General features: G+C 49.4%; 15 protein-coding genes. 4 read left to right on the top strand and 11 right to left on the bottom strand.

Features of this window, described 5'->3' with window-relative positions:
• Positions 1 to 56 precede the first annotated feature (56 nt).
• A complete protein-coding gene (locus tag AWU77_RS14385; RefSeq protein WP_062064692.1) occupies positions 57 to 1202 on the bottom strand; it encodes a sensor domain-containing diguanylate cyclase in 1146 nt (381 codons plus the stop codon).
• A 1039-nt stretch (positions 1203 to 2241) separates the two neighbouring features.
• Here AWU77_RS14385 and AWU77_RS14375 point away from each other — a divergent pair.
• On the top strand, positions 2242 to 3618 hold the full coding sequence (locus tag AWU77_RS14375; RefSeq protein WP_062064688.1) for a PAS domain S-box protein: 1377 nt from the start codon (positions 2242 to 2244) through the stop codon (positions 3616 to 3618).
• 88 nt (positions 3619 to 3706) lie between these two features.
• A complete protein-coding gene (locus AWU77_RS14370) occupies positions 3707 to 4831 on the top strand; it encodes a hypothetical protein (RefSeq protein WP_062064686.1) in 1125 nt (374 codons plus the stop codon).
• A gap of 38 nt (positions 4832 to 4869) precedes the next feature.
• Here AWU77_RS14370 and AWU77_RS14365 read toward each other — a convergent pair whose 3' ends face one another.
• From AWU77_RS14365 to argH, 3 genes are all read right to left on the bottom strand, one after another.
• Positions 4870 to 7872, bottom strand: coding sequence for a class I adenylate cyclase (locus AWU77_RS14365; protein ID WP_062064684.1), 3003 nt, complete (start codon positions 7870 to 7872; stop codon positions 4870 to 4872).
• 5 nt (positions 7873 to 7877) lie between these two features.
• Entirely contained in the window at positions 7878 to 9989 is a 2112-nt protein-coding gene (locus tag AWU77_RS14360) for a PAS domain-containing hybrid sensor histidine kinase/response regulator (protein ID WP_084618425.1), read from the bottom strand.
• A 223-nt stretch (positions 9990 to 10212) separates the two neighbouring features.
• A complete protein-coding gene (gene argH / locus AWU77_RS14355; protein ID WP_062064681.1) occupies positions 10213 to 11613 on the bottom strand; it encodes an argininosuccinate lyase in 1401 nt (466 codons plus the stop codon).
• A 149-nt stretch (positions 11614 to 11762) separates the two neighbouring features.
• Here argH and AWU77_RS14350 point away from each other — a divergent pair, with 149 nt between their 5' ends.
• Positions 11763 to 12878 carry a sensor histidine kinase gene (locus AWU77_RS14350; RefSeq protein WP_084618447.1) on the top strand — a complete coding sequence of 372 codons (1116 nt, stop codon included), beginning with the start codon at positions 11763 to 11765 and terminating at the stop codon, positions 12876 to 12878.
• Positions 12879 to 12950: 72 nt separating this feature from the next.
• On the top strand, positions 12951 to 13691 hold the full coding sequence (locus AWU77_RS14345; protein WP_062064679.1) for a LytTR family DNA-binding domain-containing protein: 741 nt from the start codon (positions 12951 to 12953) through the stop codon (positions 13689 to 13691).
• A gap of 188 nt (positions 13692 to 13879) precedes the next feature.
• Here AWU77_RS14345 and AWU77_RS14340 read toward each other — a convergent pair whose 3' ends face one another.
• The 7 genes from AWU77_RS14340 to AWU77_RS14310 all read right to left on the bottom strand — a co-directional run bounded on the left by AWU77_RS14340 (position 13880) and on the right by AWU77_RS14310 (position 23588).
• Positions 13880 to 15574, bottom strand: a complete 1695-nt coding sequence (locus AWU77_RS14340; protein WP_062064677.1) for a cellulase family glycosylhydrolase — start codon at positions 15572 to 15574, stop codon at positions 13880 to 13882.
• A 368-nt stretch (positions 15575 to 15942) separates the two neighbouring features.
• Positions 15943 to 16449 carry a DUF1993 domain-containing protein gene (locus AWU77_RS14335; RefSeq protein ID WP_062064675.1) on the bottom strand — a complete coding sequence of 169 codons (507 nt, stop codon included), beginning with the start codon at positions 16447 to 16449 and terminating at the stop codon, positions 15943 to 15945.
• 8 nt (positions 16450 to 16457) lie between these two features.
• Complete coding sequence (locus AWU77_RS14330; protein ID WP_062064673.1) at positions 16458 to 17243, bottom strand: N-formylglutamate amidohydrolase; 786 nt, start codon at positions 17241 to 17243, stop codon at positions 16458 to 16460.
• Positions 17236 to 18057: a transglutaminase family protein gene (locus tag AWU77_RS14325; RefSeq protein WP_062064671.1), complete on the bottom strand. Its 822-nt coding sequence runs from the start codon at positions 18055 to 18057 to the stop codon at positions 17236 to 17238. The genes AWU77_RS14330 and AWU77_RS14325 overlap by 8 nt, the downstream gene beginning before the upstream one ends.
• 200 nt (positions 18058 to 18257) lie before the next feature.
• Positions 18258 to 19118 carry a class I SAM-dependent methyltransferase gene (locus AWU77_RS14320; protein ID WP_062064669.1) on the bottom strand — a complete coding sequence of 287 codons (861 nt, stop codon included), beginning with the start codon at positions 19116 to 19118 and terminating at the stop codon, positions 18258 to 18260.
• A 197-nt stretch (positions 19119 to 19315) separates the two neighbouring features.
• Positions 19316 to 20752 (bottom strand): glycoside hydrolase family 30 beta sandwich domain-containing protein, encoded by a 1437-nt coding sequence (locus AWU77_RS14315; protein ID WP_084618423.1) that lies wholly within the window; start codon positions 20750 to 20752, stop codon positions 19316 to 19318.
• Between the two features lie 235 nt (positions 20753 to 20987).
• Positions 20988 to 23588, bottom strand: coding sequence for a cellulase family glycosylhydrolase (locus tag AWU77_RS14310; protein WP_238582449.1), 2601 nt, complete (start codon positions 23586 to 23588; stop codon positions 20988 to 20990).
• Positions 23589 to 23745 lie beyond the last annotated feature (157 nt).

Raw genomic sequence — 23745 nt, 5'->3', positions numbered from 1 at the left:
TCATGAGTCGGCTTAATGGGCAACCCAATGGGTTGCCCTTTTTTATTGAGTAGTAGTTAAACCGTTTGGGCAGATTGTGCGTGTTTTTGTTGATACATGCGTTGATCGGCAATTTGGGTAAGTTCGCGTGGGTCGCTGCTATCGTTAGGATAAAATGCCGTGCCGATACTACAGCCAATTTGGATTAGATGGTCGTCGATTAAAAACAAATCGCCGAGTGCTAGTTGAATCTTTTCACTCACTGCGCGCGCTTGATTAAGGTCATCAATTTGGTGCAGCAAAATGACAAACTCGTCGCCACCAATGCGGGCAACCGTATCCGAGGTGCGGACTACCGCTAGTAATCGTCGCGCCACTTGTTTTAATAATTCATCGCCAAGTGCATGACCGTATTGATCGTTAACGGGTTTGAATTTATCGAGGTCGAGCAGCATCACCGCGAGCACTCGTTGGTGGCGCTTGCAATAATGTAGTGCCTGATTTAAACGATCGGAAAATAGCGCACGGTTGGGTAGCCCGGTTAAGCTATCGTGCTGCGCCAATTTGCGATGGCGCTCCTCGCTTTCGCGCAGTGCCTCTAGTGCCCATTTTCGTTCAATTGCAATCTCCGCCAGATAGGCAGACTCTTCAATCAGTTTGATGTCTTCAGCGCTGGGCTCCGCGATTTGTTTTTGGTAGATGACAAAAGTGCCGAGTACCTCGCCGCGATGATTGATAATGGGTTCGGACCAGCAGGAGGCAAGGCCAGCTTTGGTGGCTAGCTCGCGTGCTTCTACCCATGCTGGGTGAGCTTGAATGTCGCTCACAATCACCCGTTGACCGCTAGTAACGGCCATGCCGCAGGAGCCAATTTCGCGCTCGGCAGGCAGTCCATCTACGGCTTGGTTGTAAAAATCAGGCAGGTTCGGCGCCGCGACTACTTTGAGCGTATTGGTGGTGTGATCGAGCAGCAAAATACTGCAAGTCATCTCCGGCTTTATGTATTCCACGCCCACAACAATGCCGAGCAATATATCTTCCAGTGCATCGTCGGCGACAATTTGCGCCAGCACGTTGTTGTGGCCGCGCTGCCAGACGTCTGCCCTGCGCATCAAGCGCACCATGTTGCGCAGTTTTTGGTTGGTTCGGTTGACGTGCACGGCGGCGGCGATCACCACCACTACGCCAAATAATGCCGCGAGTGCGATATATATACTATTCACTTCTATCCTCGCTGCGCAGCTTCAGTTCCGCTTTGGCGATGGCAACTTTTAAGACGCAACTTGTCGTCATTCAATACTCTCCATGAACGAATAACTCTACTTGGCACAATCAGTGTAGCGACTGACGTGAGCAATTTTATCAGTGTAGCCAGTGAATGCTGGGTCTAGTTGATCGAGCGCAAGGCTTCACCTAATTTTATACAAGTGTCTTGTGCAAATTCAGTGCCGTCGAGTGCGTGATGGGTCAATTCATCCTAATTGTACGGGAGGTGAATTGGTGCGCCATGTTGGCAAAGGTATGTTTATTTTGCGAGTGTGTTTGCATTTTTTGGAGGTTGCTTCATAAATTGTGTGCTCGACCCTGAGTTAGTTGTTGCAAGGTTATCGTTTGAGGCTTGAGCTAGATCGCCAATTGCTTCAAAACTGTAAAGGAATTCGATGTTTTTTGGTGTGCGACAGATTTTTAGACGGATTGGGCAAGATAATTATTGTTGTTGCTGTGAACCTTGTTCCGGTTTTTTTTGTATGAAATTGGATAATGGCGCCGCTAATCTCTGGTGCATAACAATAACCAATAATAATGCCGCATCTGTTTTTACACAGGGCGTGCGCGCCCGAAACAAATTCACCGTTAATGCAATGTAAGGGGTAATTTGTTTTTATATTTTTGCCATTGTTTGTTGAATTGCAAACAATAAGGCGATGCCAATGCCTATGCAAAAATACCAACAATAATAAGATCCGCATGAATGCGATTGCGATAGTTTCAGTGAGTCTGGTGTAGAGGCAATCGCCTTGGGGAATAACACCAATAAACACATGCCAGACAGAAAAAATTGCTCAGGATAAGGAAGCCCCCCGTGCCTACCCAGGCAAAAGCCCAGTATTGGGCTTTTGCTTCCCCCATCGTACAAATTGCTTGATCTGCGTTAGTCTGCTGTCATTCGTTGATGTTTATGGCCGCTTGCTAAGGAATCATAGCTATTGGCGCAGCTGATCTTGTAAAATTCGCCTATTTGCACCTACGAGATTCCCCTCCATGAAGTACCTTTTGGCCCTAATCGCACTGACCAGTCTAAGCATGAGCGCATTTGCCGATATATTCGCCGTATTTCGCGAAGAAGATGGCAGCACCAAATGGCAGTATGTTGCCAATACCACGGCTAGCGTATTGATTCTCTCGCTGTTGATAGTGCTAATTTTTTTAATCCGGGCGCATCTGCGCTCCATGCGCGCCAATCGCGCGTTGACCAATATTAAAGCAACACTGGAAGATCGCGTCGCACATCGCACCGCAGTATTGCAGGAGACGACTGAGCAGCTGCGGGCGCGCGAGGCATACATTGCCAGCATCGTTAATTCTATGCCGGTGATGTTGATTGGTTTGGATCAAGCCTTGCAAATCACCCAGTGGAACAAAAAAGCAGAAGAGATTACCGGGCGGCCATTTAAGGATGTTGTAGGCAAAAACTTATGGGAAGCCTATGCCGCTATCACCCTCACTCAGGAGCAGGTGCAATCGGTATTGGAGTCAGGTGAAACGCTGAACCTTAAACATGCACAGCGCGGCCAATACAGTTTTGATATCACTCTTTATCCACTCGACCACAAAAACGACACCGGCCTGGTGATTTTGATTTCCGATGTCACCAAACAAGTAAACGCTGAAAATAAAGTCGCCGAGCGCGATAAGGTTTCGGCGATGGGCGAACTGGCGTCAGCCATGGCGTACGATATCAGCTTGCCGATGCAAACTATTTTGTCGCGCGTCACTCGTGCGCGGCAGGAAATTGAAGCAGCGGAGTTGGGAGAAGTAAAAGAATTTTTATTGCAAGAAGTTGAAACCGTGCGGTTGAGCGCGCATCAGGCTACGGCGATTGCACAGAACTTGTTGGATCTTGCCGGTAGCCATCGCGATACCAAGCAGCTTGCCGATGTGCCGCCAATTATGGATCGTAGTATTGCGCTGGCGACAAAATTATTTACCGATGTTGATAGTCTCGCATTTAAACACATCAATATTCGCCGCAATTATGCCGCTACGCTGCCGCAAATTCCCTGTTTTCCGGCAGAGTTGGAGCAAGTATTTGTGCGCTTGATGCGCAATGCGTTTTATGCCCTCAACTCAAAAGTCTGGGATGACAAGAACAAACCCTGGATCAATATTGAGATCGGCGAATTTTACGACTCACTCTGGATTAAAATCGAACACAACGGAAAATGTTTGAGTCCAACAGAGCAGCTGGATATCTTTCAGCCATTTTTTGCCATCACCAAACACGAGTCTACCTGTCCGGTAGAGCAACGCCTTTCCTACTCCTACTTCATCATCACCGATCATCATCGCGGCCAAATGGCTGTCACATCAGATGATAAAAACGGAACCTGTTTTAATATTCAGTTAGCGTTGAGTTAATTATTTAACGAATGCTGGTTAAAAGCTGCTGCCAAAATCTGACAGCAGCTTTTTTTATGCTTGCCATTTTTAACCGGAGATAGGCTCAGTGAGCGATACCGATAATAGTCCGTTGATGAAAGATGGTTTGGGTGTCCATGCAATCAAACGTATCGCTAACAGTGTTGCATTGGTTGTGCCGGGTTTTAATGCCAAAGCGTTTCAGAAAGATGCTGAGCGCGGTCTGGATGAGCTGGAATTAAAGGCGCGAGTGCATCACCTGATTGCGGTATTGCATCGCCATTATGATTTGCCATTTAAACAACTCAGTAAACACTTGCAGAAATTGCCTGAGGTGTGGGATAGGGGCAGTGCAGCAGATGCTAAGGCTGGTTTTGCCGCCTGGCCACTGATTGATTATGTCGCGGTACATGGTTTGCAACATCCTGAAGCGGCGCTGCAACTGCTAGAGAAGTTAACCCACCTGTTCAGTGCAGAGTTTGCGATTCGCCCATTTATCCAACAACACACGGAATTGACTTACGCAACATTATTGCAGTGGTGCAAACATCCATCGGAACATGTGCGCCGTTTAGCGTCCGAAGGAACGCGACCACGTTTGCCCTGGGGTATGCGACTGCCGCAATTTATTCACAACCCAGAACCGCTGCGGACTATTTTACAAACATTAAAGGTCGATGAGAGTTTATATGTGCGCCGGTCGGTGGCCAATAATCTCAACGATATCAGTAAAGACAATCCTGAGTGGATGATTGATTTGTGTCGCAGTTGGCTCGCTGATACGCACGAGCATACCGATTGGATTGTAAAACATGGTTTGCGCAGTTTGGTAAAAGCTGGTGATGTGCGGGTGTTCCCATTATTGGGTTATGCGGCAAAACCCAATGTGCTGGTGAGTGAAATTCAGTTGGATAAAAAGCACATCAAGTTGGGTGATGCAATAGCGTTTTCATTCACGCTGAGCGGCAGAACAATTGCGCAGAATTTGGTAGTGGATTATGTGGTCTATTTTATGAAGGCTAACGGCAAGCTGGCACCCAAGGTATTTAAATTAAAGAATATCCTGCTAGCTAAAAATGAAACAGTGGTGATAACTAAAACACACTCGTTTAAACCTATCACTACTCGTCGTTATTATGCCGGTCAGCATCAGCTTGCTATTCAGATCAATGGTCAAGAAATGGCTCGAACGCAATTTCTGTTGGATCAATAAAAGCCTATTTATTAGTGTTGAACTGGCCAAGGTGGTTTTTATAAAACACTGAGTGCGGTATTTAGTTTGTTTTCCAGCTCGGCTTTGAGTTGTAAATAGTGGCCAAGTTGCACACCAGTTTGCTGTGCTATGGTCTCGTGGCAGAGGGATAGGTCGAGATCGGTAATGTAGCAGGGGTAGCGTTCACCATGCTGGCGACGACCGATAATATAACTTGCTACTGCGCTAAATAATTTATTGCCATAGGCCAATGCAGAAAATTCTTGTTCGTTGCAAAAAATGGTAAAGCGCAAACGTTGCTCTGCATCTATTTCGGCAATTGCTTTGATATTAATAAAATGCAGTTGGCTTAAATCACTTTGTAGTTGCCTGCGCTCGGCATGGCCTTGCTGCTGTTTTATATTGCCGACCAGTTCGTAGATGGCAATATCTTTACTGTCGGGCAGTGTGCCGCTGTTGTCGCCATCTAATAATTGGCGCCGCATTGCGGCATTAATAAAATTAATCAGTGGGCGCAGCAGTGTCTGTTGGTTGTGGTATTCGGTGTGTGTGGTAAATACTGAACCTTTTTCATCAACAATGGTTATGCGTGCCCGGCCATGTTCCAGTTGATAAAAAACATAGATGCCGCGCTGTTTGATCTGCGCGCAAATAATGCGCAAAGGTTTATCGCGCAGGCCATAGCGATCAATCACTATGGGGCTGAAATCAGTTTGTGCCTGAGCTAATTTTTCTAATAGTTTATCGTAGTGTTTAAAACGCTGTATTTGCAGTTGCTGTTGTACAAATTGCAGTAGTAAATACTCATCGCCCATTTCTAAAATATAACGGCAGCTGCGTGGATGGGTGCCGGAGTAATAGCAGCTAATTAAGTCGCGCCACAATTCGGTCAATCGCTGGGTGATGTTGTTGCCTTGGCCACTGCTAAAGCAGCGCACACTCAACTCGGGCAAGCTAAATTGTTTGCCCGGTGGAAATAAACGGAAATAATGTTGCAGGCAATTAATTAATGCATCCACTGGGTAGTGGCGGCAAATTAATTCGCCCCAGGAGTTAAGTTGAATAATATCGGCACTAATCATCAAGTTTTCACGCAAGCCGCTATAGCCAAGGGCATCGTTTTGGCTGCTGAGCATTTGCATACCCTTTTTATGCAGATCCGCTTGTGGTTCAACGCCGGTGTTGACGATGATTAAAAGTTTTTCGATAGCTGCAGCGCGGGTAAATTGTTGATGATCAACTGCCAGTGGCACGGGTAACCACTGTTGTATTGCTTGAATAAGTTGCTGCTTTTGATTGGCACTTAGGAAAAAATCCCGGCCAATAATATCGACTTTGGTGTGACTCGCTAAAATTTCGTTTGCATGGCACCAGAACAGCAGTTCCAATAAACTGCGCGACCGTTTGATTGGGTCTACATCTATATTGCGCAGTGCTAAATCATGTTGGCTTCCCCGTACAACTTGCCAGCTTTCGCCGCTATCGTTCTCTTCGCGAATAAAACACAGGTTGTCTTCACTTAAATCCCGCGATATGCCGGGGTTAATCCATTCAATTTTTCCCGCCTTGCGCTCAAATGCCGCGTGCAGTTTTCGCCCGAGAATATTTATTTCATCGCTGCTGATGGCTATATCATGCTGTTGGTGTTTATTTAACTCATTCAGCAAGCGGTAACTATGGTTGAGTTCATTGACTAACAGCGCGCGCTCGGCAATCACGTGGGGAGCTTTCCAGTAGGCGCGGTTATCGAGCATATGCAATTGGTGAGATGACCAGTGCCAATCTTTTACTAGCTGCTCCAATAATTTTCGCTGCCAGGACTTGTTAGGTTGGCGATTGGTGCGCGACAGAGGTTTATTCACTTTAAAATAAAAACAGCGGCGCACCAGATCCAGCCGCTGCAATTGATGGTGTTGTTGTAAATATTGCTCAATGTGGCGATACACCATTACATAAGGGTCTAGTGTATCGGCATCTGGCTCTTGCGCGTAAAGTGCGCGTTTAAAACTGAGCGCCAAGGGCTCGCTGGTGAGAGGTTGGTTTTGTTCAATCGCGCTCGTTGTATCTTCTTGTCGGCTAAGCGCTGCATTGATGCTGTCTTGATATAGGTTAATACCTGATGATGTATCTGTGGCAAGTGTTTGCGTATGGCTGGCGTGTTCATTATTTAACTCGCTGCTAGCATAAACTTCCAATAGCAGTAGTTTTAAAACGGACTTGTAAGGTGATTCAATCGCTTTATATAGTTGCCAAATTCCTGCTCCGATAAATTCATTGGTGGGAATAGTGGGCAGACCGCCAAAATCAATAACATCTTCCTGTTTGAGAAAACGTTTACCTAATAATTTATCGCGATAGTTGTTGTAATTGTGTTCTTGTGATGCGGGAATAAACCACCAGAGTGGATATTTTCCGGCGAGCCACAGGGCTGTGCGATAAAATTCATCGAGCAATAAAAAATGTTGCGCTGAGCCGCTGGCTTCGCTGCTTAGTGATTGGCGGCGTTGGCCAGAAAATTCATCGCTGCGCATTAAAAAGAAATGTACTTCCAAGTGAATCTGCACGGCGGCCCACTGGCTAATCAGTTGGCACTTGCGTTCTAGTTCAGGTAAAAAAGGATGGCTCTGGTCGAGACTGTGGCACACCCATATATCCAAATCGCTTGAATCGCTTTGGGCAATAGTGCCCACACTGCCCATCACAAAAAGCGCATCAATCGCGGGTTGTTTTTCAGTAAGGTCGCGATTGTATTGAAAGCTGCGCGCCAGAATTTTTGCCAGACGCAATTCGTCATTATTGGGTGTGTATTGATAAATGCCTGCAGGTGTGCTGTGAGAAATATAACCGGGCAGCATCGGGTGGTTAACATGAAACAAGAGCGGTAACGCTTGTAGAAATTGTTGTTGGCGCTCAGTCAGTGCCGCGCAGGTGCGCGTGTAGCGCTTTGTATTTAAATCCAGAAAGCGTTGCTTGAGTTGTGTGAGTTGCTTGCGGTCAACACCCTCATCAATATCGTGTATATCAATCGAACGAGAATACATAAGGCTCAGGATTGTGGATTTTGGTGAGTTATTTTTTTCTTGCGTAAGATATCGGCGAGCGTGGTGTAGAGTAATTCCGGGTTAACCGGTTTGGATAAATAGCCGTTCATGCCCGCCGCCAAGCAGCGTTCGCGATCGCCGCGCATGGCTTGCGCAGTGACTGCGATAATGGGAATGTCCTGCTGTTGATTGTTGGTGCGTAATTGTCCGGCGCGGATTCGTCGTGTTGCTTCTATACCATCCATTTCCGGCATTTCCAAATCCATTAAAATTGCATCAAAAACGTCGCTGTTATTTTCCAGCAGTTTCAGAGCTTCAATGCCATTGGCGGCGATAGTCGTAATAATCTTTTTCTTTTTTAGTATGCCGCGAATCACCTGCTGGTTAACGACATTGTCTTCGGCGATTAATAGATGAGTATTTTCCAGCAGCGCTAAAGTGTCATCTGCACTAGTCAGTTCCGGACTAAGATCTTGCAAAAACTGCTCGCGGCCAATTGCTTGGCTAATGGCATCAAACAGACGCGATTCGCTGACTGGTTTGCTGAGGAATTCATCGACCAAAATAGCATTGGGATCGGTATTGGAAATCTCGTCACGGTGATAGGCGGAAATTAAAAACACTCGCGGTTTGTGTTTTAAGCTGCGATCGGATTTTATTAAACCTGTCAGTTGCAAGCCGTTCATATTGGGCATGCGGTAATCGAGCAAAACAAAGTGATAGGGTTGGCCGAGGTTATCTGCTTGGCGAATACGCTCTATGGCACTAATCGGATTGTCGATTTCATCAACCTGTAAATGAATACTGCGTGCGGTACTGGCAATAATAGTGCGCGCAATACTGTTGTCATCAACAATGAGCGTGCGAATATTATTGAGATCGCGGGGGTGATTGACCAGGGTTTTTTCACCTAGATGGCTGCGTTCAAAGGATGCGCTAAACGTAACTTTGCAGCCTTTATTGAGGTGTGAATCAATATTAAAGTCACCTTGCATTAAATGGACTAAATGGCTGCAAATGCCCAGACCATAGGTATGTTTTTCATGTTCATTTGAATTTATATTGAATACCAGCCGCTCTTTAATGTGCGCCAGTTTTTCTTCGGTCATACCCAAGCCTTTGTCTTCAACCGTAAACTCCAGCATGACCTGTTTGGCATTGTGCGCGCGGCGGCGAACACGCACCAGCACTTGGTTGGTATTGGAGTATTGGAAGGCATTGCCAATCAGATGGCCGAGAATTTGACTGAGGCGCGACGCGTCGCCGCGTAAAAAGCGCGGCACATCGGGTTTGATGTCATACACAATGCTGACAGACTTGTGCAGCGCACTGATTTCAAACAAGCGCGAAATTTTTTCAAATAGCTGATCAAGATCGAAATGGGCGTGTTCTAGTATGACTCGCCCCGCTTCAATTTTAGAGAAGTCGAGTAATTGGTTGATGATTTGTAGCAGCGAATCCGCCGCGGAATTCATGCTGGTGAGATAACTTTGTTGCTGTTCATCCAGCTTGGTGTCATTGAGCAAATACCCAATGCCGATAATCGCATTCATCGGGGTGCGAATTTCATGGCTGATACGAGCTAAAAATTCGCTTTTAGTCTTGCTCGCTAAATCCGCTTGGGCATGGGCGCTAACGAGTTCTTCGCGCGCATCCATAAAATCGTTGATATTGGTGTTCACACCTACGCAGCGAGTGGGGTGCCCCTTGTGGTCGGGTTCAAAAAATTTGGCTTTTGACAATACCCATATTTCACTGCCATCGCGGTGCAACATACGCAGCTGCAACTGCAGTGAATCGCGATTGTTATCAATCGCTGCCTGATATTCGCTGAGCATGTTGTCCAGATCATCTGGGTGGACAAAATAGTCGCGCAGCGTATCCAGGTTACCGGGCAACTCTTCGTAGTCGTAACCGAGCATACGCAAATAGCTGCGGCTGAAATAAATTTTATTGGTTAGTAGATTCCAATCCCACAAACCATCGCTGGAGGCTTCCATCGCATAGCGGTGGCGGATATCACGGTCATTCAGGCGGGCGAGCTCGTCCTCTAGCTGCCGGATTTTGGCTGCCAGTGCCTCTTCAGCTTCACCTGAATGCAATGATTTTTTACCCATAGTGCCTACCTGTGTCCCTTTCAAGCGCTCAGCCTGCTTGGACAAAAAACAAACTGCCAGACCTAAAGGCTAGTCTATTTTGCTGTAAATACCAGTGGTTAGCGGGAATATAAAAGCGATTTTGACGACAGCGACATTGGCTGGCAGGAGCGAGGGGAAATAGCTGAGTGGTGTGGTGCAAACACCTCCCCCTTTTGGGCGGGGGAGGCGAGGGAGTAGGGTGTTACTGACGGCTTTCCAAGCTGGCTTTGGCGCGCCCAACGGCGGCTTTTACCTGCGCTGGCGCGGTGCCGCCTATATGGTTGCGCGCGGCGACCGAGCCCTCCAGCGTCAACACCGCAAATACATCCTGCTCGATCACGGTAGAGAACTGTTGTAGCTCGGCCAGCGTCATTTCCGACAAGTCTTTGCCCGATTGCACGCCATAACCTACCGATTTGCCTACAATCTCATGGGCGTCGCGGAAAGGAACACCTTTGCGCACCAAGTAGTCGGCCAAGTCAGTTGCAGTGGAGAAGCCGCGTTTGGCCGCTTCGTACATCTTCTCTTTGCGCGGCTGAATGGCCGGAACCATATCGGCAAAGGCGCGCAGGCAGTCTTTGACGGTATCGATGGCATCAAATACCGGCTCTTTATCTTCCTGATTGTCCTTGTTGTAAGCCAAAGGCTGGGATTTCATCAGGGTTAACAGTGCGGTCAGGTGACCATATACACGGCCAGTTTTGCCGCGCACCAGTTCCGGCACGTCAGGGTTTTTCTTTTGCGGCATGATCGAGGAGCCGGTGCAGAAACGATCCGGTAAATCGATAAAGCTGAATTGCGATGAAGTCCAGAGCACCAGCTCTTCGCTCGCGCGCGACAAGTGCATCATCAAAACGCTGGCAAAAGCGGCGAATTCGATCGCGAAGTCGCGGTCGCTTACGGAGTCGAGTGAGTTCTCGGTCGGCGCTTCAAAGCCCAATAGCTGCGCCGTGTAAGTGCGGTCGATCGGGTAAGTAGTTCCGGCCAATGCAGCTGCGCCTAACGGCAAATAATTCATCCGTGCGCGGCAGTCCATCAACCGCGAATAATCGCGCTGCAACATTTCAAACCAGGCCAACAAGTGATGCCCAAAGGTCACTGGCTGGGCAGTTTGCAAATGGGTAAAGCCGGGCATGATGGTATCGGCATTGGCTTCTGCCACTTGCAGCAAGCCCTGTTGCAATCGGGTCAGCTCTTTGGCGATAGCATCGATTTCGTCGCGTAAATAGAGGCGAATATCGGTCGCCACTTGATCGTTGCGCGAGCGTCCGGTATGAAGCTTTTTACCGGTGATGCCGATGCGCTGGGTGAGTACCGCTTCGATGTTCATGTGTACATCTTCAAGACTGACCGACCAGTTAAATTTGCCGGCGACGATTTCTGCGCGTATCTCCTCCAAACCAGTGATGATCTGGTCGCGCTCGGCGTCAGTGAGCACACCGACTTTGGCGAGCATGGTGGCGTGGGCGATTGAGCCGTTGATATCGTGATGATAGAGGCGTTTATCAAAGTCGACGGAAGCGGTGAAACGCTCGACAAAGGCATCGGTGGCTTCGCTGAAGCGGCCGCCCCAGGGTTTGATGGGCTGATCGTTTTGGCTCATGAGCATGTGTCCACAAACTGGAAAGAATGAAAGAGATGTCGGGTGCGATTAGGCTACCATTGAGCATGGCACCACAGGCCGCGCATTATAGCCCAATGCCTATTCAAAAACCGTCCCGGCGATCTATTAATGGAAACCGCGTTAACACCATGAAAGCACCCGCATCCGACAAAACCAAGGCCAAATCCAAAAATGGCGTGCCGCGCACCGAGCCTGCCAATCCGTTTTTGCCGGATTTGTGCAGCAGCCAGTCGGTTTTCTTACTGGTATTGGTGGCGGAGTTGCTGGCCGTGTTGCTCACTATTAGCGGGTCATCCGGTCTGCAACATTTTAACTGGGACAAGCTCGCATTCATCTCAGTGCAGGTGCAATGGATTGTGGTATTCAGTGCGGTGGCGCTGTGTCGCCTGCGTTTTTGGCTGGGCAGGCAGAATCATGTGCGCGCGGGCAGTGTGAGTTATGCGCTGGTGTTGGGCATCACTTTGGTGCTCTGCGCCGCCGGGCAGTGGCTTATTTATGGCGCAAGCGGTATGGCATTTGCGGGCGATCAGGAATTTCATTTTGACGGTTGGCTGCTGCTTAACAATATGGTGATTGCGGCGATTTTATCGGGCATTTTATTGCGCTATTTATATTTGCAGCAGCAGTTGCGCAATCAGCAGCAGGCCGAAATGCACGCGCGGATTCAGGCGCTGCAATCGCGCATTCGCCCGCATTTTTTATTTAATAGTATGAATTCGATCGCCAGTTTAATTGCGACTGATCCGGATACCGCCGAGCGCGTGGTAGAAGATTTATCGGCATTGTTTCGCGCCAGTCTTGCTGAGCCTACATTGATTCCACTGGAGCGGGAATTGGCGTTGTGCAAACACTATTTGGATATAGAACAATTGCGTTTGGGGCGCCGCTTGCAGTTGGAATGGCAAATTGGCAGCTACAATAAAGAGCTTAAAATCCCCAGTTTGATGATGCAGCCGCTGGTAGAGAATGCGATTTTCCACGGCGTAGAGCCGCTGCCCAAAGGTGGAAAAATTACTATTCGAGTGTCGCAAAACGACAAACAGCTCAGCATAGTGATTAGCAATCCTTATCTGTTGGTGAAAAAAAATAATCACCAAAATGACGCCTCGGCGCGCCATAACCGCATGGCGCTGGACAATATTCGCCGCCGCTTGACCGCGCACTTTGGCACCGCAGCGCGCTTATCCAGCAGCGCTGAAAACGGTGTGTTTACCACTTATATTTTTTGTCCTTTAACGTTGTAATCAAATTAAAATCGATACCAGGCGCAAATAAATAAGAACGCGTTTACTACAAAAAAGCCAGAGACAATAACGATGGATATTTTAATTGTTGATGATGAAAGCCTCGCCCGGCAGCGCCTGCTGCGCATGGTGGAAAAAATCGAAGGATTTACGGTGGTTGCCGAGGCAGATAATGCCGAAGATGCGCTGGTCGCCATCACTCAATATGACCCGGATATAGTGCTGCTGGATATTCGTATGCCCGGTCGCGACGGCTTGAGCCTCGCGCAGGATATTGCCGAGTTGGATGATGCACCTGCAGTGATTTTTTGCACTGCGTTTGATCAATACGCATTGGATGCCTTTGGCACTAACGCCGTGGGTTATTTACTCAAGCCAGTGAAAGCCGAGCAGCTGTTACAGGTGTTGGACAAGGCGAGCAAACTCAACAAAATCCAGCGTGTGGCGGCGCAAAAAGATAATGCGCCGCAAACCGATAATCAGCGCACCCACATCTCCGCCAAAACGCGCCGCGGCGTAGAGCTTATCGCGCTGGAAGATGTGCGTTATTTTCTTGCGGATCACAAATATGTCACCGTCTATCATCGCACCGGTGAGCAATTGCTTGACGAAACCCTGAAGGAATTGGAAGAAGAATTTAGCGGGCGTTTTGTGCGGATTCATCGCAACTCGCTGGTGTCGATCAAGCATATTGAAGCGCTGGAGCGCAATGCGCAGGGACAGTATCAAGTGCGCTTGGCGGATATAGAGTTGCGCCCCGTGATTAGTCGTCGCCATGTGAGCAACTTAAAAGAATTATTAAAAGTGTTGTGATGATGGTTTAATTTTCTCGCTAAAAATCCCTCGCATATTATTCACTTCCGATATTTATCGTCACTCCCGCTTGCGGGAGTCCAGTTGTTGCTCTTGATGTTGATCATGGATCCCCGCTGCGCGAGGATGACGACTCCCTATTTCCGTAGGTCATCGTCATTCCCGCGAGCAAGTATTAGAGAGTTTAATTAACGGCAGGTCACTGCAGGCATTTCTACACTGCCGCCATTGGTATTGCCCTGAAATCCAAACTCAACAGTTTGCCCTGCGCCTATGGTGCTATTCCAGCTCACGCCAGTTGCGCTGTAGGGGTTGCTGCCGCTGAGGCTGGTATTCCATGAACTGGTAATGCGGTTGCTACCGGAATATTGCCAGCTTGCTGTCCAGCCCGATTTGCTACTGGTGCCCGTATTGGTCACGCGAATAGCGCCGGTAAAACCTGATCCCCACGAATTGCTCACCACATATGTACAGCTTACGCCACCGGTATTTGCAGCGCTGCTTGCCGCTCTGCTCGATGCCGGAATTGAGCTGGGTGCAACACTGCTCGCTGGCGTGGAGCTGGGCGCGACACTGCTTCTGCTGCTCGATGCAGGCGTAGAGCTAGGCGCGGCGCTGGAGGTTGCGCCACCCTCAATGCCGTAGGGCGCGGGTAATGCGGCGCAGCTGGTGCGACCGACACAGCTCTGCTGATTTTCCCAACCCCAGCCACTCGCGGTACTGGTGCAAATCGGGTAGCGGTTGCCATACCAATTACAGGTGCCGCCACTGGCGACCGACGATGGTGTGCTGGAGCGGCTGGATGAGCTGGGTGCTACCGATGAAGGTGCTGATGAGCTAGGGGCGACGCTGGAGCGCGCGCTACTGGCAGCGCTGCTGGTGGTACCAGTGAAATGTGTGGCTAATTTGGAGGTAGCCTTGATCCCGTTGGTACTGTTGATCAGATAATTGCCCCAGGTGCTGAGCGACGCCGCATTCCAGTTATTCACTATGTCCAACTGCGCACAGCAGCTGCCATTGCCCGACCAGCTCCAGCCCAGATAGCCAATGCCCATATCCTGCGCGTATTGCAAAATCGCCTCTTCCGCCACATTGCTGCCGCCGTGTTCGGCGCCAAATTCCCCAACTACCAGCGCTAAACCACGGGTTTGAAAGCTGTTCATATAGCTCTGCACAATGCTGGCGTTGCCGTACACCTCGTACATGTGTACGGAAAAGATCGTATTTTTCAGCGTGTCTGCAGCAAAAATGCTCGGTGCATTATCGCGCATCGCGTTTTGCCAATCCTGCCCCCAGTTGGCTGCATCGACCATCAGCATATGGGTCAAACCACCACTGCGCAGTGCGCGAATGGCAGTGATGTGATCGGCAGTGTAAGTCGCTGCCGAGGTGCCATTGCCAAAGGGTTCGTTGGCGATATTCACAATCACATAATCTTCCTGCCCGGTAATGGCCGCCTTGATGTCGCTGCTCAGCCAGTATTCGGTCGCGCGGCTCATATGGGTCGCGGCAGCACTTTCGCCATAGCCGGTCGAGTCGTGTACTTCTAGCACGCATACGAGTTTATTGGCTTTACATTGATTGATCACATTGGTCACATCGGCGCCGTTGTTGCGCGTCCACTGGGTGCCGTTGCTCAGCACCACACGCACCGAGTTGGCACCGGTCGCGGCTATATCTTTTAACGACTGGGTGAGGCGGTCGGTATACCAACTGTGCGCGTGGTTGACCCCGCGAAACACAAACTTGTTGCCGTTAGGGTCGAGCACTTGGGTGCCGTTGACCGTCCAACCGGCAAACGCCGGCGCGATCATGGCGGAGGTGATGAAGGCTAAAGCGGTCTTTTTGAGAAGCTGTTTTTTGAATGTCGTCAGGCGTTTCATAGTGGTTTCCTTTGGGCAGCAAAAGGCCCTTGCAGGCGGGATTGCTGCAAATAAACGTTATTGTGGGTATTGGGGCGACTGCGAAGCTGCCGGTTGATTACATTGCTCGATTGCCCTGAGGTGCTGCGGCGCTTACTGGAGAGGTATCGCCTGTTGTTATTGTTACAGTCAGGTTTGCATGATTTCTGTAATCGGTTACATGATAGGCTTATTTAGAAGTGAAAGACAAGCCCGGCACTGTGTACAAGAGTGCACTGTTGCACAAAAATGCTAATTCAGTGCGAAGCGCAGGGCGTCACAATTCAGCTACAAATTGGGTGCTGCTGATCGGGGGTGGTGGAACCTTAGGCGCGCTTGCACTCGGTGCATCAAACAAACGAAAAATCATTGGGATACTGATGGTAGCCATCAAAGTCGCCTTTGCTTAGCGGCACACCTACCTGCCGGGCGATGCTGTAAACCATACACAGGTGAAAGAAAAAATTGGGTAGAGCGTAGCAATTCAGGTATTCATCAGCGGTTAAACTCAATTCGTTAAATCCTGCTTTATCCTTAACCCGCTCTGGCGGCTGATGGAAATCAGCGGCGGGAATCGCCTGCAGATAGGCGATGGTGTCATCCAGCTGTTGTTGCAATCCTTCATAGGTTTCCTGCGAGTTATCAAAATTGATGCGTTCGCGCCGGGCGAGCGGGCAGCAAGTGCGCAGGGAAAAATTCGCGGCGGTACGTATTTGCGCCAGCAGCGGCAGCATGTCGCTGTGCAGGCTGGTGTAAAGCAGTGCGGGATTGTGCTGTTGGTGATCAGCAATTTTTATCACTATCCGTTTGAGTTGGTTCAGGTAGTGGATAAAAATTCCGGTTGGATTTTGTTGCATAACAAATCTCAAAATTCTAATTCAATGGTGCGATAGGCTTGAGCAATGCGTTTCGCCCATTGCTCAATTCCGGCTTGGGTGGTTAGTCCATCCTGACGTATTTCAATCATGGCACTGGGTAAACCACGCGCCTCACCGTGCACGGGAATACTATAGTCGAACGCATCCTCAATGGGATAGGGTTCGTTCAAGCCGACAATAATGTCTTCCTGTTTAACTAGTGCCTTATATAAATTTTGGGCGAAGCGGTCGTCACTTTTATGTGAAACACCTATGTGCCAAGGGCGCTGCTGATTAAAAAGAAATGGAGTAAAACTGTGAATGCTCAAAAATGCAATCGGACGCAACGTTTGTTCGAGCGTGCGCTCAGCCACTAGTTTTTCGATTGCCTGATGATAGGGAATAAATAAATGTTTGATCCGTTGATCGCGTTCGTGCGATGACAAATTTTGATTGCCGGGAATGATAACGCCTGCGCTCTGTTGCGGAATTAAATCACTACTCGCCAGTGGCCGGTTGCAATCAATCACTAACCGGGAATAACCACTCAGCAGCAGCGGTGCATCAAGGTCTTGCGCCAGCAAGCGCGCCACTGCCGCTGCACCTGGGTCCCAACCAATATGATCGGCTAGTTGCACATCGTTCAAGCCCAATTGCTGTAAACATTCCGGTACGCGGTTGGAGGCGTGATCGCACACCAACACAAGATTGCGTTTACCTTGCTCGTTGAAAATTTCGACTGCTGCGGGTTCAGTCGCTAATAAAAATACTGGTAGAGTTCGTGAATCATTCATTTTTATGTGGTTTTACTTCATCGGTCCAAACGGTAAAACTTTTTAAGGTGTTGGGGCCAAATACATTGGTGAGGGGAACATCGGTTGCATCGCGCCCGCGAGCGATAAGAATATGGCCGATACGCGGAATATTGTTGCGCGGGTCAAAGGTGTGCCATTGGCCATCCAGATAAGCTTCAAACCAAGCGGAAAAATCCATTGGGTTAGGTGAAATTGGCACGCCTATATCGCCCAAATAACCGGTGCAATAGCGCGCGGGAATATTCATGCAACGGCACAGAGTAATCGCAAGATGAGTGTAATCCCGACATACACCAACCCGCTCATTATAGGCTTCGAATGCAGTTTTGGTTGCGCGAGCATATTGGTAACCAAAGGTAATATGGTTGTGTACAAAATCGCAAATGGCTTGCACGCGCGCCCAGCCCATAGGTGTATTGCTAAATAAATTCCACGCGATCTCGGATAAACGATCTGTTTCGCAATAGCGGCTGCCAAGTAAATAAACAATGGTGTCTGAGGGCAAGTGCTCTACAGCATGTTGGTGCGCATAGGGAAAAACAGGATCAACTAACCCCGAGTCTCGCAATTGTGCATCGGTTGAAATCGTAAATATTCCAGGTGGTGCCACAATGCGGCTGCACCAGTTGCCAAAGTCATCGCGGTACGCGTTGATGGGAACCGCGGGGTTAGTGATGATGTGATCGGGAATGACAATATCGGAGGCGCGGGTGAAGTGCAGGTTTAAAGTAAGCAACATGGGAGTTGGCTGTGGGCATTCATAAATTAATTCATAGCCGACGCGAATATCCATTCTATATTTCCTCGTATAACAATTGGGTTACTGATACCGCAAGCAGGCATCATTTTTCCAAATCTGTCAGTTCGCTAGCGCACTTACGTACAAATACAGGGAGACGGAAAATCTTGGGCGAGGGTGTAACGCGATACAGAGCGAGGGGAGAACGGATTGCACCTAAATAATGCAATCCGTTTTTGTTGTCGAAAAAATAATTATTTTTTTCTAAATAACAAAGTCACCCGATTGGATTCACCAATCGCCTGATTTGCGGCTTTTTGCTCATCGCTAGTTCTTAAGCTTGGCGGTAAACGCCACACATTGTCGTCAGCTTGCGGATTATCTTTGGGGTTTTTGTTGATGTCATTTTCGCCCACAAATTCAAATCCGGCGGCGGTCATGGCGCTAATCAACATCGAGCGTTTTAAATAACCACGGCTGCCATCGGCCCAGGCATCGGGTTTATCTTCGCTCATTGCGTGTTGCACTATACCGACTACGCCGCCGGGTTTTAATACGCGATGGGTTTCTGCCAATGCCTGTGTTAAATAATTTCCTTTTGCATCAAACCGTGCGAGGTTGTGCAGTGCGCGAATAAATAATACCGCGTCAACTTTGCCGGTTAATTCTGCGGGAAGATTTGCAAAGGTATAAGCTTCTGCCGCTGCGCCGTCGGCACCACCCCAGGTTTTTGCATCCACTGCCCACTGCGCAGGCCAGGCCTTGCGCCCGTCAATAAATTCCGGTGTTGCCCAGGCGCCAAATTCCGGCCACATGGTGAGGCTGTAATCCACCCCAATCAAACGCCCTTGTTTACCCAAATAGGGGAACAGGATTTGTGAGTACCAGCCCTCGCCGGGCAGTGCTTCTACTACTGTATCGCCCGGTTTAATACCAAAAAATTCGAGGGTTTCCACCGGGTGACGTGCATTGTGACGAGCTTGGTGTTCAGCGGGCATGCTTTGGGTTATTTCAACCAGCCGTTGTTTATCTGCAGTGGTGAGCGATGTGCTGGTGGTATCTGTCGCACAGCCGTGCAAGAAGATGGCGGCGGCCAAAAGGGCAAATCTTTTCATGTCAGGATTCCTTTATTGATGAGAAAGCTCGCTAGAGTGTGCCAGCCAATGGCTTCAGCCAACAGCGTGGAAGGATTATTTTTTGTTAAGGAAGGGTATTGAAGGGAATGTTAATGGCGTAAAAAACCCGCCGAAGCGGGTTATTTTGGTTTTGACCGAATGCCATCCATGATCTTGTTTTTCGCTTGCTGTTTAAATTAGTAGACCAGAGTTTGCATCGCGTGAGCGGGGATGTTTACGCTGGTTTCTATGTCGCCAATATACAGGCGATAGTCAATGGCTGCATCAGTGCTGTTCATCACCACGGTAATCAGTTGGTTGTTGGTGTTCAGCCACGAGGTGGTTTGCAATGAGCTGCGGCTGGGTACGGCGCTGACGCGTTTGGCATCGGGGCGGATAAATTTGGAGAAGTGGCCGAGGTAGTAATAGGTCGGGGTGTAAATTAGTTCGCCGTTGTTTTCATGGATTGGTGCGAAGCAGAAATTGCCAACATGGTTGGGCCCGCCGGTGTTGTCGAGCAGAATATTCCAATCAGTCCAGGCGACTGCACCTGAGTTGAAGTCGTTAATGATCGAATCACCGTAGCGCTCAGCGTTGGGCCAGTAGTGGAAACGTTCGGCATTGAATTTTTCTACTGTGGCTTCGGTCACTAACAAGTTCAGATTGGGGTAGGCGCGATTCACTTCCGCAACATTGCCGTACATCGGCTTGCCGCCCGCCCAAGTCTCATACCAGTGGAAACCAACGCCCCACACATATTTTGCCGCTTCCGGATCATTCATGATGGTATTGACGCGATGCACAATTAAATCGCGGTTGTGATCCCAGACAATAATTTTTTTATCGCCCAAACCTTCTTGTTGCATTACCGGGCCGAGATGATTTTTTAAAAAATCGCGCTCGTCTTCGGCAGTGTAAATCATCGACTCCCAGGTCTGTTTTGCCATAGGTTCGTTTTGAATAGTGATGCCCCAAATCGGAATGCCTTCTTTTTCATAGGCTTTAATAAACTTGGTGAAGTACATTGCCCAGGCGTGGTTGTATTCGGGCAGTAATTTGCCACCTTGCAACATATTGTTGGTGTCTTTCATAAACGCCGGCGCGCTCCAGGGGCTGGCGTAGGTGGTGATCTCGCCGCCCGCTGCTTTGATGGCCGCTTTTAACATGGGTAGACGATATTTTTTATCGTGCTTGATGTTAAAGGTTTTTAATTCTTTATCGCCTTCTTCGATGTAAGTGTGGCTGCCGCTGGCGAAGTCGGAGCTGTGAATAGTGGTGCGCAGTAAGCTGTAGCCTATGCCGTCTTTTTTATCGTAATAGGCTTTGAGAAATTCGGCTTTTTTCTTGCTGCTTAATTTTGCAAATGTTTCTGCGCTCGCATCGGTAATCGCTCCGCCAAAACCTAAGAAGCTTTGGAATTGTTTTTGCGGGTTCACGTAAATCGCAATATCTGTTTCCATATTTTGTGTTGCGGGTTTAAAGCTGAGTGTGTCGGTCAGGCTCAGTTTTTTATCGCTATCTTTGGCAGTGGTGTAAACACTCAGGGTTTTTGCTGGAGTATCGGCAGCCAGCGCACCAAAGCCGGGGCTGGCCAGTGCGAGTGCGACGATTAATTTTTTAAGGTGTTTATTCATGCTTGTGGTTCTCGTCTTTTGTGGTTAAAAATTGAGTAGAAATTTTCTTGATACTTGTCTAATTGGGTAAAAGCAATGGATCCCCGCTGCGCGAGGATGACGACTCCCTACTTAACGAGTTATCGCTATGCTCACGTTGCGAAATCCTTTTTTATTTCTCTGCCGTCACCCCCGCGTGCGGTATCCAGTATTAGGTGTCGTCGTCACCCCCGCGTGCGGGGGGCCAGCGGTTGCTTTACTGCTTTTTAATTTCAAACCAATTGATATTCCACTCTTTGCCGATGGAGCGGAAACGCAAGGTGTGGTTGCCTGCACTTAACGCAAATATCGCACTGGTTTTAGTGATGTAGGTTTGCCAGCCGCCGGTTGCCGCAACCGCTTGGGTATCGACTACTACATCATCGATCAGCACTTCAAACCCGGTGCTGCCGGTTTGGGTGGCGAGGCGATAATCAATGGCGTAGTTGCCTGCAGTGTCGGCTTTGATTTTGAACTCGATAAAATCGCCCGTTTCAAAATGGCCAACGTTAGTGCCGCCGCCTATATCGCCGCAGGCTTCGGTTTGAATGCCGCTCATGGCGGTGAATTTTTCTGCTTCGATTTTGGCGGGCACTGCCACAAACAGCAGTTGGGTGTTGGCCTGTGCGCTGGCGTAACCCTCGGCGATGCTATTTTTTGCGGCGACTGAGTAGTAGTAAGTTTCCTCTTCACTCAGGCCGGAATCGGCAAAGTTGGTGACGGTGAGGCCTTCGGCGATCAAGGTGCCTTTTGCCCCGGCACTGGCTGCGCGATAGACGTTGTAAGTAATACCTGTGCCGGTGACAGCCGCCCAGGTCAGTGCGACATTGTTGCCGGTTTGCACCAGCTTGAGATTGGTTGGGCGCGCCGGGTAGTCAAACACGTCGTTGTGTTCATCGGTCACCAACCATTTGGCCAAACCACTATTCACGTCGTAGCCCACCTCGCCGTAGCTTTTGAATAGGGCTTCGATGTCGGCAATCGGCGCGGTGGTGAAATCCACTTTGCCCGCGTTATCCACCACATCTTTACCGGCGACTGGTGCCTCTTCGATCAAATAGATCTCCGCCCAGGTATTCACACTGCTATTGCCTTTGAATACACCGCTGAAGTTGTAGGTCTGGCCGCCTTTGAGCGTGACTTGCTGGTAAAGCGCGCCGTTAATTTCACCGGTTACGCCAGCCGGGCGAGTGATATGCATCACGGCGCCTTCGCTGCCAGTGGGCGCTTTGCTCGCGTCAGTACTGTTGTAGTTGAAGTTGAGCGAGCCGCTGATGCTCAATTCCGACCATCCGCCACTTGCGCCGAAGCTGCCATTGGCGAGCAGTTCTTGGTTAGTGGTGGTGTTTTTCAGGCTGATGCTGTCGAAGGTTACGTCGGGACTAGCGCCATCGTTAGCCCCGGTTTTAACCACCAGATAATAGGTTTTATCGCCCGTGCCACCGGTGGTGATGGTGGTGGCTTTTTTGGCACAAGCCTCAGCGAAGGTGGAGTCCCAGTTGTTGCAATCCCAGGTGCTGGCTTTGGTGATCAGGCCAACGCCGGTATCTAAACTGGTATTGATTTCATTGGTCACCATGCCCCAGGTGCCTTTGCCCTGACCGCCCGCAACCGAGACAAGTTTGTAAGCCCAGCTGGTGGATGCCCAGTTGTAACTGGCGTAGGTGTCGTAGGTGGCGCGGCCAATTTTGCCGCCTAATTCCAAACCGGCGGACTGCCAGGGTTGGAATTCGCCCATCAGCATGGGGGTTTTGAGTGCGGTTAACTTGGTGTTCCAAGCGCATACACCACTGGTGCCGGTTTGACCGCACTTGAGCCAATCGCGATGGATGTCGTAATGACTGTCGCCGGGTCTATCACCAAACAGACCGGGGTAGGGGTGCAGTTCAAAGGCGACATTGCTCATGCCCTTGGCAACCGGGTCGCCATAGACTTCGATATCGCCGTAGTGGCTGGGCAACATTACTATGTGTTTGCTGTCGATCTTGCGGATGGTTTGGTACAGCTCTTCTACGCGCACCGCCATATCTTGCGCAGTTGAACCCCATGGCTCATTGAGCGGGTCGTAAGCGGCGACGGCGGGTTCATCTTTGTAGCGGGTGGCGATTTGCTCCCACAACCATTTGGTGCGGTCTTGATATTCGGTATTGATCCAATATTTGTTTTGACCAGAGCAGCCGGTGTGATCGTTCGGCGTTTGGCCGCCCAGCGCGCCGTGTAAATCGAGAATCACATAAATGCCGCGTTTTTTTGCTTCGGCGATGGACCAATCCAGGTAATGCCATGCATCGGCACGCAGGGTTCGAGGATTTTTTTCGTCCTCGATCACATTCCACAGGATCGGCAGGCGTACGACATTAAATCCGAACGCCTTAAGTTGATCCCAATCGCGCTCTTTGATCCAGTTATCGCGGAATAATTTGATCAGGCGCTCTTTTTCGTCATAGCCGAAACGCTCGGTGAGTTTGGCCTCCAGAGTGCATTGGTCGTGCACGCCGTTGCCGCCTTGCCCCATCATCCAAAATTCTTGCACCAGCCAGTTACCGAGGTTGGTGCCTTTAAGCAGGATCGGCGTACCGCTGGCCTTGACCCATTGGGTGTCCTTGGTTTTGAGCATGGTCATGCCTTCATCGGGCACGATACTGCTGGCGGCGCTGGATGAGGATGGCGCTACTGAGGCCGCTGATGAGCTTGCAGGCGTAGACGACTTACCGCCGCCGCCACTGCCACCACCACAGGCGACAAGGCCGATAATGCAGGTGCTGAGCAGGCTGGTTTTCAAAGTGAAAAACGGGATTTTGCTGTTGAAGTAAGTCATAGAGGATTCTCTTATTGTGTCCATAGTTATTGTTTGGCATTTCTTATAGGTGCCATGTTGTATTTGCCACGAGAATCCTGACCTATAGCGCTGGCACATGCGCCCGTTTAAATTTACTCGAACTGGTTCAGGTTGGAGTTTGCCTAAAATGGGAAGC

The organism is Cellvibrio sp. OA-2007 (assembly GCF_000953825.1).
GTDB lineage: Bacteria > Pseudomonadota > Gammaproteobacteria > Pseudomonadales > Cellvibrionaceae > Cellvibrio.
Note: the sequence above shows the minus strand (reverse complement) of the source record. Positions and strands in the feature narration are given on the sequence as shown.